Below are 15,644 nucleotides of genomic sequence, written 5' to 3'. Positions count from 1 at the left end.
CCTGATCGCCCGGTGCACCGGTCCCACCCGGGCCGGTGCACCGGTCCGTCAGATCTTCTCGATCGGGGCGTGCCGCAGCACCAGCCACAACGTCTGGTCGCCAAAGTCGATCTGCGCGCGGGCACCCGGACCATGGCCCTCCACGGTCACCACCCGGCCGAGTCCGTACCGCTGGTGGTTGACCCGGTCCCCGGCGGAGACCTTGGGGCCCTGGGGCAGCTCGCTCGCGGTGGCCAGCCGGCTGCCGTCCACGCCGAGCTTGCGGGCCAGCTGGACCGCGCGGGGCGTACCCCCGGTGAAGCCGCCGCCCACCCGGTCCGCGCGACCACCCACGCCGCCGCCACCGCCACCGCCACCCCAGGAGGTGTACGACCCCTCCGTGCGTTCCCAACGGACCAACTCGGTCGGCAACTCCTCCAGGAACCGCGACGGCGGGTTGTACGCCGGCTGCCCCCACGCCGACCGGGTCACCGCCCGGGACAGGAAGAGGCGCTGCCGGGCGCGGGTGATGCCCACGTACGCCAGCCGCCGCTCCTCCTCCAGCTCACGGGTGTCGCCCAGCGACCGCAGGTGCGGGAAGACACCGTCCTCCAGGCCGGTCAGGAAGACCACCGGGAACTCCAGCCCCTTGGCGGTGTGCAGGGTCATCAGCGTGACCACGCCCTGGTGCTCGGGATCGTCCGAAGGGATCTGGTCGGCGTCGGCCACCAGGGCCACCTGCTCCAGGAAGCCGGCCAGCGTGGCCCGCTCCCCCTCCGCGCCGGTCGCCTCGATCCGTTCGGTGTACTCCCGGGCGACGCTGACGAGCTCCTGGAGGTTGTCCACCCGGCCCGCGTCCTGCGGGTCCAGGCTCTCCTCCAGCTCGCTCAGGTAGCCCGAGCGGGTCAGCACCGCCTCCAGAACCTCCTCCGGGGTGCCGTCGACGGCCACCTCCCGGGCGGAGTCGAGCAGTGCCACGAAGTCGGCGATGCCGTTGGCGGCGCGGGTGGAGATGCCCGGCGCGTCCTTGGCCCGACGCAGCGCCGCACCGAACGAGATGCGGTCCCGGCTGGACAGTGCCTCCACGCACGCCTCGGCCCGGTCACCGATGCCCCGCCGGGGCGTGTTCAGGATCCGGCGCAGACTCACCGTGTCGTCGTCGTTGACCACCGCGCGCAGGTAGGCGAGCGCGTCGCGGACCTCCTTGCGCTCGTAGAAGCGCACCCCGCCGACGACCTTGTACGGCAGGCCGACCCGGATGAACACCTCCTCGAAGACGCGGGACTGCGCGTTGGTGCGGTAGAAGACCGCCACGTCGCCCGGCCTGGCCTCGTCGGCGTCGACCAGCCGGTCGATCTCCCGACCCACCCAGTCCGCCTCGGCGTGCTCGGTGTCGGCGACGTACCCGACGATCTGCTCGCCCGCCCCGGCATCGCTCCACAGCCGCTTCGGCTTGCGGGAGGTGTTGCGGTCGATCACCGCGTTGGCCGCGTTCAGGATGGTCTGGGTGGAGCGGTAGTTCTGCTCCAGCAGGATGGTGCGGGCGTCACCGAAGTCGCGTTCGAACTCCAGGATGTTGCGGATCGTCGCGCCCCGGAAGGCGTAGATCGACTGGTCCGCGTCACCGACCACGCACAGCTCCGCCGGAGCCAGCCCCTCGGTGCCGGCGACCAGTTCCTTGATCAGCACGTACTGCGCGTGGTTGGTGTCCTGGTACTCGTCGACCAGCACGTGGCGGAACCGACGGCGGTAGGTCTCGGCGACGTGCGGGTGCGACTGGAGCAGGTGCACCGTGGTCATGATCAGGTCGTCGAAGTCGAGCGCGTGCGCCTCGCGCAGCCGTCGCTGGTACAGCGTGTACGCCTCGGCCAGCGCCCGTTCGTTCGGCCCCGACGCCCGGCCCGCGAAGGTCTCCGGGTCGACCAGCTCGTTCTTGAGGTTGGAGACCTGGGCCGCCAGACCCCGCGCCGGATAGCGCTTCGGGTCCAGGTCGAGCTCGCGGGTGACCATCTGCATCAACCGGCGGGAGTCGTCGGCGTCGTAGATCGAGAAGGTGGACTTGAGCCCGGCGTGCTCGTGCTCGGCACGCAGGATCCGGACGCAGGCGGAGTGGAACGTGGACACCCACATCATCCGGGCGCGCGGACCGACCAGGGCGGTCACCCGCTCCTTCATCTCACCGGCGGCCTTGTTGGTGAAGGTGATCGCAATGATCTCTCCGGGATGCACGTCCCGCGCGGCGAGCAGGTATGCGATCCGGTGGGTCAGAACCCGGGTCTTGCCGGAACCGGCACCGGCGACGATCAACAGCGGTGAACCGGCGTGGGTGACCGCGTCCCGCTGGGGGCCGTTGAGGCCCTCCACCAGATCGGCGGGGTCGAGGCGGCCGGGAGCCGGCCGACGCGGCGGCAACGCCCGGTCGGGCTCGGGCGCGGACGGGGACGCGGGGATGTCGAAGAGAGGATGCATCGCAGGGCGAGTCTATGCCGCCGCCCCGACATCCCCGCCCCGCGCCGCCCCCGGTGTAAGGAAGGGCCCCCTACTAACGCCTCGTGTATAGGAAGGGTCCCTTCCTTACCGGTTTCCTTGCGCGGCGGCGGCTGCGGCGGCATACTCAACGGCGTGTTCGACCAGCGCTTCTACTTTTACTACGGCCCCGGGAGTCCGGCAGCCGTAGGTCGCGCCTGATCGACAAGACCTACGAAAAGCCCCGGGCTCTCGGAGTCCGGGGCTTTTGTCGTCCCGGGATCCGGGCACCGGGCACCACACCGTGAGAGGTACCCGAAGATGACAGACGTGATGGAGCAGAACGGCGTCCCAGGCGAGTCCGGCACGACCCCGAACGGCACCGGCGCGGAGGGCGACACCAGCCCCGGCCTGGACACCCCGAAGACCGGGACCGCGGAACCGGGCGCCGCCGCCCGCATCGCCGAGATCCGGGTACGGATCGACGAGATCGACCGCACGATCGTCGAGCTGTGGCAGGAACGGGCCGCCCTGTCCCGCGAGGTCGGCGCGACCCGGATGGCCTCCGGCGGCACCCGGCTGGTGCTCTCCCGCGAGCAGGAGATCCTGGAGCGCTTCCGGGTCGCTCTCGGTGCCGACGGCACCCAGTTGGCGCTGCTGCTGCTGCGGGCCGGTCGCGGCCCACTGTGACCCGAGCGGGTCGGTCGGCGAGGCGCGTCAGGGATCGACCGTCCCCATGAGCAGGCGCCGGGCCGACCGTGGCGGCCCGGACACGCAGTCCGGGCACGGCGGTCCGAACGCGGACCGGGGCGCCGGCCGCTGGTGACGGCCGACGCCCCGAATCACTGAGGAGGCACTACCTTCACCGCCGCTCCCGGTTTGGATGACCGGCCACGACGGCGTCTGTGTGGCTACTCCGTCGCGTGCACCACGTCGCGTACCTCGGCGAAGTGGCAGGCGCTCGGGTGGCCGGACTTGTCCCTGACCTGCAGCAGCGGCTCCTCTTCCGCACAGACGTCCTGCGCCTTCCAGCAGCGGGTACGGAACCTGCAGCCGGACGGCGGGTTGGCCGGCGACGGCACGTCGCCGGTCAGGACGATCTGGTCACGGTGCCCACGCAACGTCGGGTCCGGCACCGGCACCGCCGACAGCAGCGCCTGGGTGTACGGATGCGTGGGCGACTCGTAGATCTCGTCCTCGGTGCCGATCTCGACGATCTTGCCGAGGTACATCACCGCGACCCTGTCGGCGATGTGCCGCACCACGGACAGGTCGTGCGCGATGAAGATGTACGACAGACCCAGCTCGTTCTGGAGCTTCTCCAGCAGGTTGATCACCTGAGCCTGGATGGAGACGTCCAGCGCCGAGACCGGCTCGTCGCAGAGGATGATCTCCGGGTTGAGCGCCAGCGCACGGGCGATCCCGATGCGCTGCCGCTGGCCGCCGGAGAACTGGTGCGGGTAGCGGTTGATGTGGTCGGGGTTCAGGCCGACCAGCTCCAGCAGCTCCTGCACCTTGGGCCGACGCTGGCCCTTCGGCACCACGTCCGGGTGCACCTCGAACGGCTCGCCGATGATGTCGCCGACGGTCATTCGCGGGTTCAGCGAGGTGTACGGGTCCTGCATCACCAGCTGGATGTTCCGCCGACCCCGACGCCGTTCCTCGGAGCCGACCTTGGCCATGTTCTTGCCCTGCACGAACAGGTCACCGGAGGTCGGCGTCTCCAGACCCACGAGCAGCCGGGCCAACGTCGACTTGCCGCAACCGGACTCGCCCACGATGCCGAGGGTCTCGCCGCGCCGCAGTTCCAGGTTGATCCCGTCGACCGCGCGGACCGCCCCGACCTGCTTCTTGAAGACGATGCCCCGGGTCAGCGGGAAGTGCTTGACCAGGTCACGGGTCTCCAACACCACGTCACTCATCGCCCTTGACCTCCTTCCAGAAGTGGCAGGCAGCCGTCCGGCTCGGCGACACCTGGTACAGCGGCGGCGCCGGGTCCTGCTTGCAGACGTCCTGGGTGTACCGACACCGGGGGTTGAAGGCGCATCCGCGAGGGATGTTGGTCAGCGCCGGGGGCAGGCCCTTGATGGCGCTGAGCTCCTGGCCCTTGAGGTCCAGCCGCGGGATCGACTCCAGCAGACCCTTCGTGTACGGGTGGGCGGGGGTGGCGTAGATGTCGTTCACGCCGGCTTCCTCGATGACCCGACCGGCGTACATGACGGAGATCCGATCCGCCACGTCGGCCACCACACCCATGTCGTGGGTGATCAGCACCAACGCCATGTTCCGTTCCCGCTGGAGCTCGGCGAGCAGGGCCATGATCTGGGCCTGCACGGTCACGTCCAGGGCGGTGGTCGGCTCGTCCGCGATCAGCACCTCGGGGTCGAGTGCCAGCGCCATGGCGATCATGACGCGCTGGCGCATACCGCCGGAGAACTGGTGCGGGTAGTCGTTCACCCGCTGCTGCGCCGCCGGGATCTTGACCAGGTCGAGCAGTTCGACGGCTCGGGCCTTGGCGTCCTTGCGGGACATGCCCCGGTGCTTGCGGAACAGCTCGCCGAGCTGGAACCCGACCGTGAAGACCGGGTTCAGCGCGGAGAGCGCGTCCTGGAAGATCATCGCGATCCGGTTCGCGCGCACCTTGCGGCGCTCGGACTCCGGCAGCTTGAGCAGGTCGACACCCCGGTAGAGGATCTCCCCACCGGTGATGAACCCGGGCGGGCTGTCCAGGATGCCCATGATCGCCTGGGCGGTCACGCTCTTGCCGCAGCCCGACTCCCCGAGGATCGCCCGGGTCTCGCCGGCCCGCACGTCGAAGCTCACTCCGTTGACCGCGCGAGCCACGCCGTTACGGGTACGGAACTCCACCTGCAGGTTCTTGACCTGAAGTGGCAACGCGTTCGGGTCGAGGCCCGGCAGCGCGTCCAACTTGACGTTCACATCACTGCTCATGCCGACACTCCGCTTCGCTCCGCGCCGGCCTGAGACACCAACGCGCCGAGCCTGATGATTCGCTCGCTCCGCTCCCTCATGCCGACACTCCGCTTCGCTCCGCGCCGGCCTGAGACACCAACGCGCCGAGCCGATTGATTCGCTCACTCATTCGGATCACCGGAACTTCGGGTCGAGGGCGTCACGCAGTGCGTCACCCATCAGGATGAAGGACAGCACCGTGCCAACCAGCAGACCACAGGGGAAGAGCAGCAGCCACGGGTCCTCCAGGAAGTAGACCTGGTGAACCGAGATCATGATGCCCCACGACTGCGCCGGCGGCTGGAGCCCGACGCCGAGGAAGGTCAGCGTGGCCTCCGCGGCGACGAACGAACCGAGCACGATGGTGGCGTACACCAGCATCGGGGCGATCGCGTTCGGCAGGATGTGCCGGAACATCAGCCGCGAGTTGCGGGCACCGACCGCCTTGGCGGCGTGTACGTAGTCCAGATCCTTCGAGGAGATGACGCTACCTCGGGTGATCCGGGCGATGGTCGGCCAGGCGAGCAGGAACAGCACCAGGGTCAGCGTCCAGATGTTCTGCCGCTTGATGACCGTGAGGAACACGATCGCGCCGAGCAGGAACGGCAGTGACAGGACGATGTCCATCACCCGGGAGATGATCGTGTCGACCCAGCCGCCGTAGTAGCCGGCGAGCAGGCCGAGCGTGCCACCGACCAGCACGATGCCACCGGTCGCCATGACCGCGATGACCATCGACGGCCGCGCGCCGTAGATCGCGTGCGAGTAGTAGTCGCAGCCCAGGATGTCGTACCCGAACGGGTGTTCCCAACTGGGCGAGATCCGGGACCGGTCGGTGTTGCAGGCACGCGGGTCCTGGCTGGTCCAGAGCTTCGGGAAGGCTGCCATCGAGCCCACCACGAGGATGTACAGGGAAGCGATCATGAAGACCGGGTCGCGCAGCAACTGCCGCCGGGCGTCCGCCCAGAGACTGGCGCTGCGCTCCTTGCCGCCGACCGGCGCATCGGTCGTGGGACCGTCGCCGCCCACCGGTGCCCCGCCGACGGCGGTGCCCGCACTGTTCAGGTCACTCATGCCGACGCTCCGCTTCGCTCCGCGCCGCCATGAGGCACCAACACACTGAGCCTGATGATTCGCTCGCTACGCTCACTCATGTCCACACCTCGTTTCGCTCCACCGGCACCCGGGAGCGGTCGGAAGAACCCTGCGTCGGCATCGTCACCACGGTCCGGTCACTCATAACGGATCCTCGGGTCGAGCACGGCGTACAGGAGGTCGACGAGCAGGTTGGCGATCAGGACCACCAGCACCAGCATGGTCACCACGCCGATCACCACCGAGGATTCCCCGGTACGCGCCGACATCGTCACCAGCCGGCCGATGCCCGGCACGTTGAAGATGGTCTCGGTGACCACCGCGCCGGCCATCGCGGCGCCGATGTCGACGCCGAGGAAGGTGATCACGGGGATCAGCGAGTTGCGCAGCGTGTGCACACCGATGACGCGCTTGGTGGTCAGGCCCTTGGCCTTCGCCGTCCGGACGTAGTCGGCCCGGATGTTCTCCATGATGCTGGTCCGGGTGAGCCGGGCGGTGACCGCCAACGACGTCGCACCGAGCACCATGCCCGGGATGATCAGACTCGCCCAGGGGTAGTCGGGCTTGAATCCCGGGCTGAACATGCCGGTGGAGATCACGTCGGGAATCCAGCTCTGGCCGCGCAGGACGTTGCCGAACTTGACGCCGACGAACTCCCGCACGATCAGGCCGAGCACGAAGATCGGCACCGAGATGACGAAGACCGTGCTGATCTTCACCGTGTAGTCGGCGAAGCTGCCGCCCCGCAGACCGGCGAGCACACCGGCGGCGATACCCACGACGGCCTCGAAGACGATGGCGATGAGCAGCAGCTTGAGCGTGAACGGAATGGCGTCCGCCACCAGGTCGGTGACCTCACGCTGGCGCAGGTTGATGCCGAAGTCGAAGTTCAGGAAGATGCCCTGCAGCCGGTCCAGGAACATCCCGAAGCAGGGGTTGCCCTTCTGGTCGAGGCAGGGGTCACCGTAGCCGAGTCGCTCGGTGATCGCCTCCAGCAGCGCGGGCGGCGGCGTCCGGTCCCCGAACAGCGCGCGGACCGGGTTCCCGCTGAACTGGATCGCCAGTGAAGTCAGGTAGTGGAGCAGGAACATGGTGCCCAGCACGGTGGGGATGAACTGGAGCAACCGTCGAATGACGTAGCGCCCCATGTCGGGGTCTCCTCTCGGCGCTGACGTGGCGGCAACGATCACCCTGGTGGGGAGACCGTTGCCGCCACGTCGTGTTACGGCAGGATCAGGCGGTTGAAGCTCAGTTCTGCTTCAGCGAAATCGCTGCGTAGTCGGCGTCCGAGACGGAGTTCCAGACGAACTGGTCGACGTTCTCGCTGTAAAGGGCACCAACCTTGTTGAACCACATCGGGATGACCGGCAGGTCCTCACCGACCAGGTCCTCCGCCTTCTGGTAGGACGGGATCGCGGCCTGGATCGAGTCGGCCGAGTCACCCTCCTTCATGGCGGCGTCGAACTCGGGGTTGCTGTAGGTCGAGTTGTTGCTGCCCGAGCCCGTGGCGTACAGCGGGTAGAGGAAGGTCTCCATGAACGGGTAGTCCGGACCCCAGCCGAGGCGGAACCCACCGGTGAACTTCTTCTGGTCGGCGGTCTCCAGGTACTCGGCGAACTGCAGGTTCACCCGCAGCTCGTAGTCGATACCCAGGGCCTCCTTGATCTGGTCACCGACCGCCTGCAGCCACTGGTCGTGGCCGGCACCGGCGTTGGCCCACAGGATCAGCTTCTCACCGGCCGGCCAGCCGCCGGCCTCGGCGAGCAGCTGCTTGGCCTTCTCGACGTCCTTCTTGGCGTACGGGGTGACGTTCTCCCGAGCACCCTCGAAGGTCGGGGCGACGAAGCCGGTGGCCGGGGTGAACCGGCCGTCGAAGACGGCGTCGATGATCGACTGGCGGTCGATCGACAGCGAGAGCGCCTGCCGGACCCGCTTGTCCTTGAAGTTGTCCTGGTACAGCGGCATACCGACGTAGGTGAAGCTGTCACCCGGCTGCTCGTACATCCGGTCGGCGTAGGTGGCCTTGGCCTCCTTGTACCGGGCCGGCGGCACGGTGTAGAGCACGTCCAGCTCGCCGGCCTGGAAGGCGGCGTAGCCGGCGTCGATGTCGGCGAAGATCCGGTACTCGATGCGGTCCGGCTTGCCGGGGTCGCCCTTCCAGCTGTCGCTGCGGACGACGTTGATCGCGACGTTGTGCTGCCAGCTGCCGTCGATCTTGTACGGGCCGTTGCCGATCGGCTTCTCGTTGCAGGCCGCGATGTCGGCGATGCAGGCCTCGGCCATCGGGAAGAAGCCCGGGTAGCCGATCGTGGTCGGGAAGCCCGAGAACGGGGCCTCCAGCTCGACGGTGAAGGTCAGGTCGTCGACCTTCTTGAGGCCGGACAGCTCCTTCGCCTTCGGCTCCGGGGCCTTCTGCGGGCCGTCGCCGTCCGGGTCCTCGGACTGGACGTCCTTGATACCGGCGATCCGCTTCATGAAGTAACCGTTGTTCTGGGCGTTCGGGCTGTAGGCCGCGAAGTTCCAGGAACGGATGAAGGCGTCGGCGTTGACCGGCTCACCGTTGTCGAAGGTGTAGCCGTCCTTGATCTTGATCGTCCAGAGCTTCTGGTCGTCCGAGTCGACCGACTCGGCCAGGTCCATCTCGACCGCGGCGCTCTCGGCGTTGTACTTGACGAGACCACGGAAGAGCGAACGGATCACGTACAGCGACGGCTCGTCGTCACCGCCGGAGGGCGTCAGGAACGCCGGCTCCGCGTTGTAGACGCGCAACGTACCGCCGGCCTGGCCGCTCGATTCGTTGTCGTTGTCGCTACCACCGCCGCAGGCGGTGGCCAACATGGCGGTGGCGGTCGCCGCGACCGCCACCTTCAGGAATTTCCCGCGCATGGGAGTGCCTCCTCAGGGCGCTCGGCTCACGAGGGGGTTGTGAGGTGCCTGCCACTGTGACACCCGATGCGCCCAAGCCGAAAGGCGTGTTATCAACCCGATACCCGCCCGGGACGGCCTCGACATCGACCTGGAGCCCCGTCCGCGCCGCTCGACAGGCATGCTATGAGCTGCCCGTCAACGGCTTTTTCGGGCCCGATTGGCCGATTGCCGGCGCGGCCGGAACACCCCGGAGCATCGACCAGGAAACCTGAGGTGAATCCCGCCACGTCGCCCCGAATACTAACCGAAAAGACGATGTCAATTCCAGACGGGAGACCGAACCCGTTACTCGGGTGATCGTCCGCCGGAGAGCCCGTACGAGCCCCGTCCGCTCACACCAACCGGCGGTCCGCGGCCCAGCGGGACAACTCGTAGCGGTTGGACATCTGGAGCTTGCGCAACACGTTGGAGACGTGCGTCTCGACCGTCTTGATCGAGATGTACAGCTCCCGGGCGATCTCCTTGTACGCGTACCCCCGGGCCAGCAGCCGCAGCACCTCGCGCTCGCGGTTGGTGAGCTGGTCCAGCTCGGGATCGGCGACCGGGGCGTCGGGGCGGGACGCGAAGGCGTCCAGCACGAACCCGGCCAGCCGGGGGCTGAACACGGCGTCCCCGTCGGCCACCCGCCGGATCGCCGCAGCCAGTTCGTCCGGTGAGATGGTCTTGGTGACGTAGCCCCGGGCACCGGCCCGGATCAGCCCGATCACGTCCTCGGCGGCGTCGGAGACGCTGAGCGCCAGGAACCGCACCTGCGGGTGGCTGCGCCGCATCGCCTCCAGCACCGCGCGACCGCCCCCGTCGGGCATGTGTACGTCGAGCAGCACCACGTCCGGTCCGGTGGCCGCGATCCTGCTGACCGCCTCGGCCACCGTGCTCGCCTCACCCACCACCTCGACGTGCGCGCCCAGTTCGGCGCGTACCCCGGCGCGGAACATGGCGTGGTCGTCGACCAGGAACACGCGCAGCCGCTCGGGTCCGGCTCCCGTCGGCTCGGCCGGTGGCGTCGACTGCTCGGTCATGATCTGTCCCTTTCCGCCGTGGCCGAGTCCCGACTGATCGGCAGGATCAGTCGGACCTCGGTCCCCTCCCCCGGTCCGGAGCGGATCTCCGCCCGGCCGCCGTGTCGCTTCATCCGCCCGATGATCGAGCCCCGTACACCGTGCCGGTGATCCTCCACGGTATCCGGATCGAAGCCCGCCCCCCGGTCCCGTACGAAGACACTGACCTGGTCGGGTTCCACCTCCGCGTAGAGCGAGACGGTCTGCACCCCGGCATGCCGGGCGGCGTTCACCAGTGCCTCCCGGGCCGCGGCCACGATCGCGCCGACCCGTTCGTCGGTGTCCCGGTCACCGACCACCACCGCCTCCACGGTGATCGCGAAGGTGTCCTCGACCTCGGCCGCGGCCTGTTCCAACGCGGCGGCGAACCGTTCGGTCGGCGACGCGGTCGGCTTGTAGAGCCAGTTCCGAAGCGAACGCTCCTGGCCCCGGGCCAGCCGCTGGACGGCCTTCACGTCGCTGGCGTTGCGCTGGATCAACGCGAGGGTGTGCAGCACCTGGTCGTGCACCATGGCCGCCAGTTCGGCCCGTTCCTGTTCCCGGATGCGACCCTCACGCTCCGAGCGGAGCTGGTTCCAGGTCCGCCAGAGCACCGGCGCCGTCACCACCCCGACACCGGCCAGGCCGACCAGCGCGAAGATCACGCCGTTGATTACCGCGTCCAGGTTCTGCGCCGGGGAGTAGACGGCGGCGACACCGATGATGCCGACGGCGACCAACACCCCACCGCCGACGAACCGGAGCACGAAGGCCCGCCGGTCGCTCTCCTCCACCACCGCGCCGAGCCACGGCACCGGCAGCGACTCGCCCCACTGCCGCCGCCGCTCGGGGGTGGACTGGTGCCAGATCACGCCGGCACCCACCGCGATGATCGCGACCAGCCAGCCGGCGGTGCCCGCCGCACCCACCGAGTCGAAGAGCATCATCTGGACCAGCAGTACGCCGAGCCCGATCGCCACGAAGGGCAGCAGCTGCCCGAACTCCCGCCGGGGCGGTACGGCGGTGTCTCCCGGACGCAGCGGCACGACGGCCCAGAAGGCCGCATAGAGCAGCAGGCCGAGCCCGCTCAGCCCGAGCAGCACCATGAAGGCGACCCGGACCCGGCGTACCGGAACGTCGAGGTGCTCGGCGATGCCGGCAGCCACCCCGGCGGCCATCCGGTGCTCCGGGGCGCGATAGAGGCGCGGTGGCTGGCTGACGGTACTGATCACGTACTCCCTGGTCAGGACGGCTCGTGCCGGTGAAGGAGGAATGCGGCGGCGTTGGTCCGATCGTCACACGCGCGGTGGTCGGCCGACCACGGGGACGCCCCGGACATTGGCGGCCCACCGATCTCAGGGTGGGGTCAGGGTCGTCTCCGGAGGCCGCTCGGGTCCGTGGCGCAGCAGTATCGAGACATGACCGACGACGCTGCTCAGCCGCACCGGCCGGGGCCCACGGAGAAGACACCGGGGCACGACGCCCCGGCACCGGACGCGCCCGACACACCGGGCGCCGTTCAGGACGGTCCCGACACACCGGCCGCTGCTCCGGACGGTCCCGACCCGTCGGCCGCACCGCCACCGGCGGGATCGACGGCGTGGGACGCGACGCCCCCGCCGGTCGGCACGCCACCACCCGCCGGGCCGGGGGGGCCGGGCGGGTCGGCGTACACCGAGGGTCCGTCGGCCGCCCCGCCGCCCGGCGGGAGCGGCGCACCACCACCCGGGGGGACCGGCGCACCACCGCCGTCGGAGGGTCCCTGGCCGCACTTCGGCGGCGCGGGATTCACCTCGCGGTACGGGCTGGTCCGCCCCCGCGACGGCCGTTACCTGGCCGGGGTGTGCGCCGCCGTCGGTCGCGCCACCAACACCGACCCGGTGCTCTGGCGGGTGCTGCTCGCCGTGCTCGGCTTCTTCGGCGGCATCGGCATCCTGCTCTACGTCACCGCCTGGTTGATCATCCCGGGCGAGGGCGACACCGCCTCACCTGTCGAGTCCATGCTCGGGCGGGGTCGGTCCAGCATGTCCCCGGTGACCGTGATCGTGCTCAGCATCCTGGTCGCGATCAGCTTCGGCTTCATCGTCACCGACGCCTTCCGGGCGGTGCTGCTTGGCGCGGCGATCCTGGTCGGCGGCGCACTGCTGCTCAACCGCCACCAGCAACGCGGCCCGCATCCTGCGGGCGGTCCGGTCGGCGCACCGGCGCCACCCGCCGGACCTCCGGGTCCGGTGCCGCCGGTGAGCTATCCCGGCCCCACCGGATATCCGCCGCCGCCCGGCGGGTTCGGCCGCACCGTCCCGGCGTTCACCGCGCCGGCCGCCTTCCACGCGCCCGCCCCGGTCCCCGGATCGGCACCCGCTCCGGCCGGGCGCGCCGAGGACCCGACCCGGTTCCTGCCGCCGACCCCCCCGTGGTCCCCGGTGGGCTCCCCCACGCCGCTGGTGGTGCCACCGACCGTGCCGCCGCACTCGTCGACCTACCGTGCCCCGTTCGCCCCGCACGGCCCGTACGCCGGGCAGACCCCGGTGGCACCGCCGCCCAGGCCGCCGAAGCCGCCGAAGAAGCCCCGGGAACGTTCCGCACTCGGTGCGGTGACCTTCTCGCTGATCTTCGTCGCGCTGGGCGCGGTGGGCATCCTCGATCTGCTCGACGTCTTCCGGATCGGCGCGTCGGCGTACTTCGCGGCGGTTCTCGCCGTGATCGCCCTGGGCCTGCTCGTGGGCACCTGGTTCGGCCGGGCCCGCTGGCTCATCGCGCTCGGTCTGGTGGCCTCCGCCGCTCTGGGGGTGGCCACGGTCGCCGAGTCGTACGACCGGGTCCGTGGTGTGGACGGCACCGTGACCTGGGCGCCCACCGACCACCGCGACCTCGCGGTGCGGTACGAGCAGAGCTTCTCCGACGCGGTGCTCGACCTGCGCGCGGTCGACTTCGACCAGAAGGACACCGAGATCACCGTGGTCATCAACTTCGGCGAGGCCACGGTGGTCGTTCCGCCGAACGTGGACGTGACGGCCAACGCACATGTCACCGCCGGTGACGCCAACGTCTTCGGTCAACGCACCGGTGGGCTGGACAACCGACTCACGGAGATCGTCGACCTCGGCGCGGACGGTGTCGGTGGCGGCAAGCTCCGCCTCAACCTGCAGATCAACGCCGGACACATGGAGGTGACCCGGTGAGGGTGCATCGCACGGACCTGGTGTCGTTCGCCTTCGGGCTGCTCTTCCTGTCGCTCGCCGCCTGGTGGCTACTGGCCCAGGTACTCGGCCTGGTGCTGCCGCCGGTGGGTTGGTTCCTGGCCGGTGGGTTGATCCTGATCGGCGTGTTCGGCCTGGTCGGTGCGCTGCGGTCCAGCCGACACAGCCGGACGTCGGCGGACGAGGCCGTCCCGACCGAGCCGGCCGCTCCCCCGGCCGCCGGCCTGGGCTCGCCGACCGCCTTCGAGCCGTCGGACCTGGACTCGCCGACCGCCTTCGGGCCGACCGGCCCCGACTCGCCAACCGTCTCCGGGCCCACCGACCCGGACCCACCGACCGTGTTCCGGCCGACCGACCCGGACTCACCGGCGGGCACCTGGCCCGACCTGGCCGGCGACCCGGCCACCGGGACGGCGCCGGGCCGGGCGGAGACGGACGACCGGACCCTCGGTCTCCCCTACGGGGACGACACGTCGCCGACGCCGCCACGGGGGCCTGCCGCCTGACCATGCGGCGCCTGTCCGCAGCCGCCTATGCTGGCCGGTGTGCTCCCGCCTCCGTCGGCCGGCCACGCCGCAGGGCCTCCTGCGCTGGCCGCCGGCTCGCGCGGGCCGTCCGTGGCAGGCCCGGCCCGCCACTGGCGGTGATCTCGCGACAGTCGCCTCTACCCCGTCAGGAGCCTGTTCGACATGACCCAGTCCCCCGCCGTGCGTGTCCCCGGACGGTCCGGTCCGGTCCGCCTCGGCGAGCGTGCCGCCCGTACTCTCGTCGCCGAGCTCGCTCGGATCAACGACCCGAAGGCCGCCCTGCTGGTGGGCGCTGCCCCGGAGTCCGCTGTGCTGGCCGCAGCGATCGACGCGCTGCTGCCCGGCGACACCCTCACCCTGGTGCCCACCGAGCGCGTCAGCGCGACGGCGCTGCGGGAACACGTCACCGCCCAGGGGCGCTGGGTCGCCGACCGGGTCCGTGTGGTGGACAGCCTCACCGAGGCCGAGCCCGCCACCGTGGTGGTCGCCGGTGAGCCGTTCGTCGGCACCGCGGACGAGACCCGGAGCACCGTCGAGGAGCTGACCAAGTACCTGGCCGACGGCGGGGTACTCACCGTGTCCACGGCGGTCGCCCGGACCGCCGGCGCCGCCGCCGAGCTGGAGCGGCAGGGCGCGCTGCACGGCGTCGGGGCCGACCTGGTGCTGCGCAACTCACCGCCGGTACGCGTGTACCGGCTCCGCTTCACGCCGGCCGACGCCGCGTCGGCGGAGCGTCTCGCCCCCGCCTACCGGCCGTCGAGCGTGCCGCTGACCCGCGACATGCACATCGACTCCAACGGGGTGGCCGCCGCCGGCATCGCCCTCGGTCTGGCCGCGCTGACCCGCCTGGCCCGGCCGAAGTCGAAGCTCTGGTTGCTGCCCGCGCTGGCCGCCGCGCCCGTGGCCGCCTTCTTCCGCGACCCGGAGCGGGACGTGCCGGAGGACCCGTCGGCCGTGGTGGCCGCCGCCGACGGCGAGGTGCTGTCCGTGCAGCGCCTGCACGACGAGCGCTTCGGCGACGGCGAGTTCCTGCGGGTCGCCGTCTTCCTCTCGGTGCTCGACGTGCACGTCAACCGCTCGCCGGTGGCGGGCAAGGTGGTGGACTACTTCGTCGCCGACGGCGGGTTCGTCAACGCGATGAAGCCGGACGCGGAGCACAACGTGGCCGCGTACACGGTGCTGGACACCGCCCACGGCACCGTCGTGGTGGCCCAGCGGACCGGCCTGATCGCGCGGCGGATCGTGCAGCGGGCCCCGATCGGCGCACTGCTGGCCCGGGGCGAGCGGTTCGGCCTGATCCGGTTCGGTTCGCGGACCGACGTCTACCTGCCGGCCGAGGCCGCCGAGCCGCTGGTCGGGCCGGGCGACAAGGTCGTCGGTGGGTCGAGCGTCATCGCCCGCTGGCGCTGAGCGGTACGAAGAAGGGGCGTCCCGGCCGG

11 protein-coding genes and 1 pseudogene are annotated in these 15,644 nt (G+C 70.3%); 4 read left to right on the top strand and 8 right to left on the bottom strand.

Translation table 11 applies throughout. The features are described 5' to 3' along the window. Positions 1 to 48: 48 nt before the first annotated feature. Entirely contained in the window at positions 49 to 2,448 is a 2,400-nt protein-coding gene (gene pcrA / locus ABZ738_RS02775) for a DNA helicase PcrA (protein ID WP_357210519.1), read from the bottom strand. 318 nt (positions 2,449 to 2,766) lie between these two features. On the opposite strand from pcrA, the gene ABZ738_RS02770 reads away from it, so the two are divergent. Further along, positions 2,767 to 3,135 carry a chorismate mutase gene (locus ABZ738_RS02770; RefSeq protein ID WP_357210518.1) on the top strand — a complete coding sequence of 123 codons (369 nt, stop codon included), beginning with the start codon at positions 2,767 to 2,769 and terminating at the stop codon, positions 3,133 to 3,135. 221 nt (positions 3,136 to 3,356) lie between these two features. Here the strand turns inward: ABZ738_RS02770 and ABZ738_RS02765 are convergent, their stop codons facing one another. The 7 genes from ABZ738_RS02765 to ABZ738_RS02735 form a co-directional block, all read right to left on the bottom strand. Continuing rightward, complete coding sequence (locus tag ABZ738_RS02765) at positions 3,357 to 4,367, bottom strand: dipeptide ABC transporter ATP-binding protein (protein WP_131053637.1); 1,011 nt, start codon at positions 4,365 to 4,367, stop codon at positions 3,357 to 3,359. Beyond that, positions 4,360 to 5,397 (bottom strand): ABC transporter ATP-binding protein, encoded by a 1,038-nt coding sequence (locus ABZ738_RS02760; protein ID WP_131053635.1) that lies wholly within the window; start codon positions 5,395 to 5,397, stop codon positions 4,360 to 4,362. The genes ABZ738_RS02765 and ABZ738_RS02760 overlap by 8 nt, the downstream gene beginning before the upstream one ends. A 156-nt stretch (positions 5,398 to 5,553) precedes the next feature. After that, positions 5,554 to 6,492, bottom strand: a complete 939-nt coding sequence (locus ABZ738_RS02755; RefSeq protein ID WP_131053633.1) for an ABC transporter permease — start codon at positions 6,490 to 6,492, stop codon at positions 5,554 to 5,556. Positions 6,493 to 6,650: 158 nt separating this feature from the next. Next, positions 6,651 to 7,661, bottom strand: a complete 1,011-nt coding sequence (locus ABZ738_RS02750; RefSeq protein WP_131053632.1) for an ABC transporter permease — start codon at positions 7,659 to 7,661, stop codon at positions 6,651 to 6,653. A gap of 100 nt (positions 7,662 to 7,761) precedes the next feature. Next, the gene (locus ABZ738_RS02745; RefSeq protein WP_131053630.1) at positions 7,762 to 9,399 is read right to left on the bottom strand and encodes an ABC transporter substrate-binding protein; all 1,638 of its coding nucleotides are present in this window, start codon (positions 9,397 to 9,399) and stop codon (positions 7,762 to 7,764) included. Between the two features lie 374 nt (positions 9,400 to 9,773). Continuing rightward, entirely contained in the window at positions 9,774 to 10,460 is a 687-nt protein-coding gene (locus ABZ738_RS02740) for a response regulator transcription factor (RefSeq protein ID WP_131053629.1), read from the bottom strand. Further along, positions 10,457 to 11,725: an ATP-binding protein gene (locus ABZ738_RS02735; RefSeq protein WP_131053627.1), complete on the bottom strand. Its 1,269-nt coding sequence runs from the start codon at positions 11,723 to 11,725 to the stop codon at positions 10,457 to 10,459. Before ABZ738_RS02735 ends, ABZ738_RS02740 begins: the two co-directional genes overlap by 4 nt. Before the next feature lie 171 nt (positions 11,726 to 11,896). Between ABZ738_RS02735 and ABZ738_RS02730 the strand changes: the two genes are divergently transcribed. From ABZ738_RS02730 to ABZ738_RS02720, 3 genes and pseudogenes are all read left to right on the top strand, one after another. Beyond that, the gene (locus tag ABZ738_RS02730; RefSeq protein WP_357210513.1) at positions 11,897 to 13,660 is read left to right on the top strand and encodes a PspC domain-containing protein; all 1,764 of its coding nucleotides are present in this window, start codon (positions 11,897 to 11,899) and stop codon (positions 13,658 to 13,660) included. Continuing rightward, positions 13,657 to 13,839, top strand: a pseudogene (locus ABZ738_RS02725) (hypothetical protein); the annotation flags it as partial. The gene ABZ738_RS02730 and the pseudogene ABZ738_RS02725, both read left to right, overlap by 4 nt. Positions 13,840 to 14,367: 528 nt before the next feature. Continuing rightward, the gene (locus tag ABZ738_RS02720; RefSeq protein WP_131053289.1) at positions 14,368 to 15,615 is read left to right on the top strand and encodes a phosphatidylserine decarboxylase; all 1,248 of its coding nucleotides are present in this window, start codon (positions 14,368 to 14,370) and stop codon (positions 15,613 to 15,615) included. Positions 15,616 to 15,644 lie beyond the last annotated feature (29 nt).

Origin of the sequence: Micromonospora sp. NPDC047793 (assembly GCF_040642635.1) — a bacterium.
Classification (GTDB): domain Bacteria; phylum Actinomycetota; class Actinomycetes; order Mycobacteriales; family Micromonosporaceae; genus Micromonospora.
Note: the sequence above shows the minus strand (reverse complement) of the source record. Positions and strands in the feature narration are given on the sequence as shown.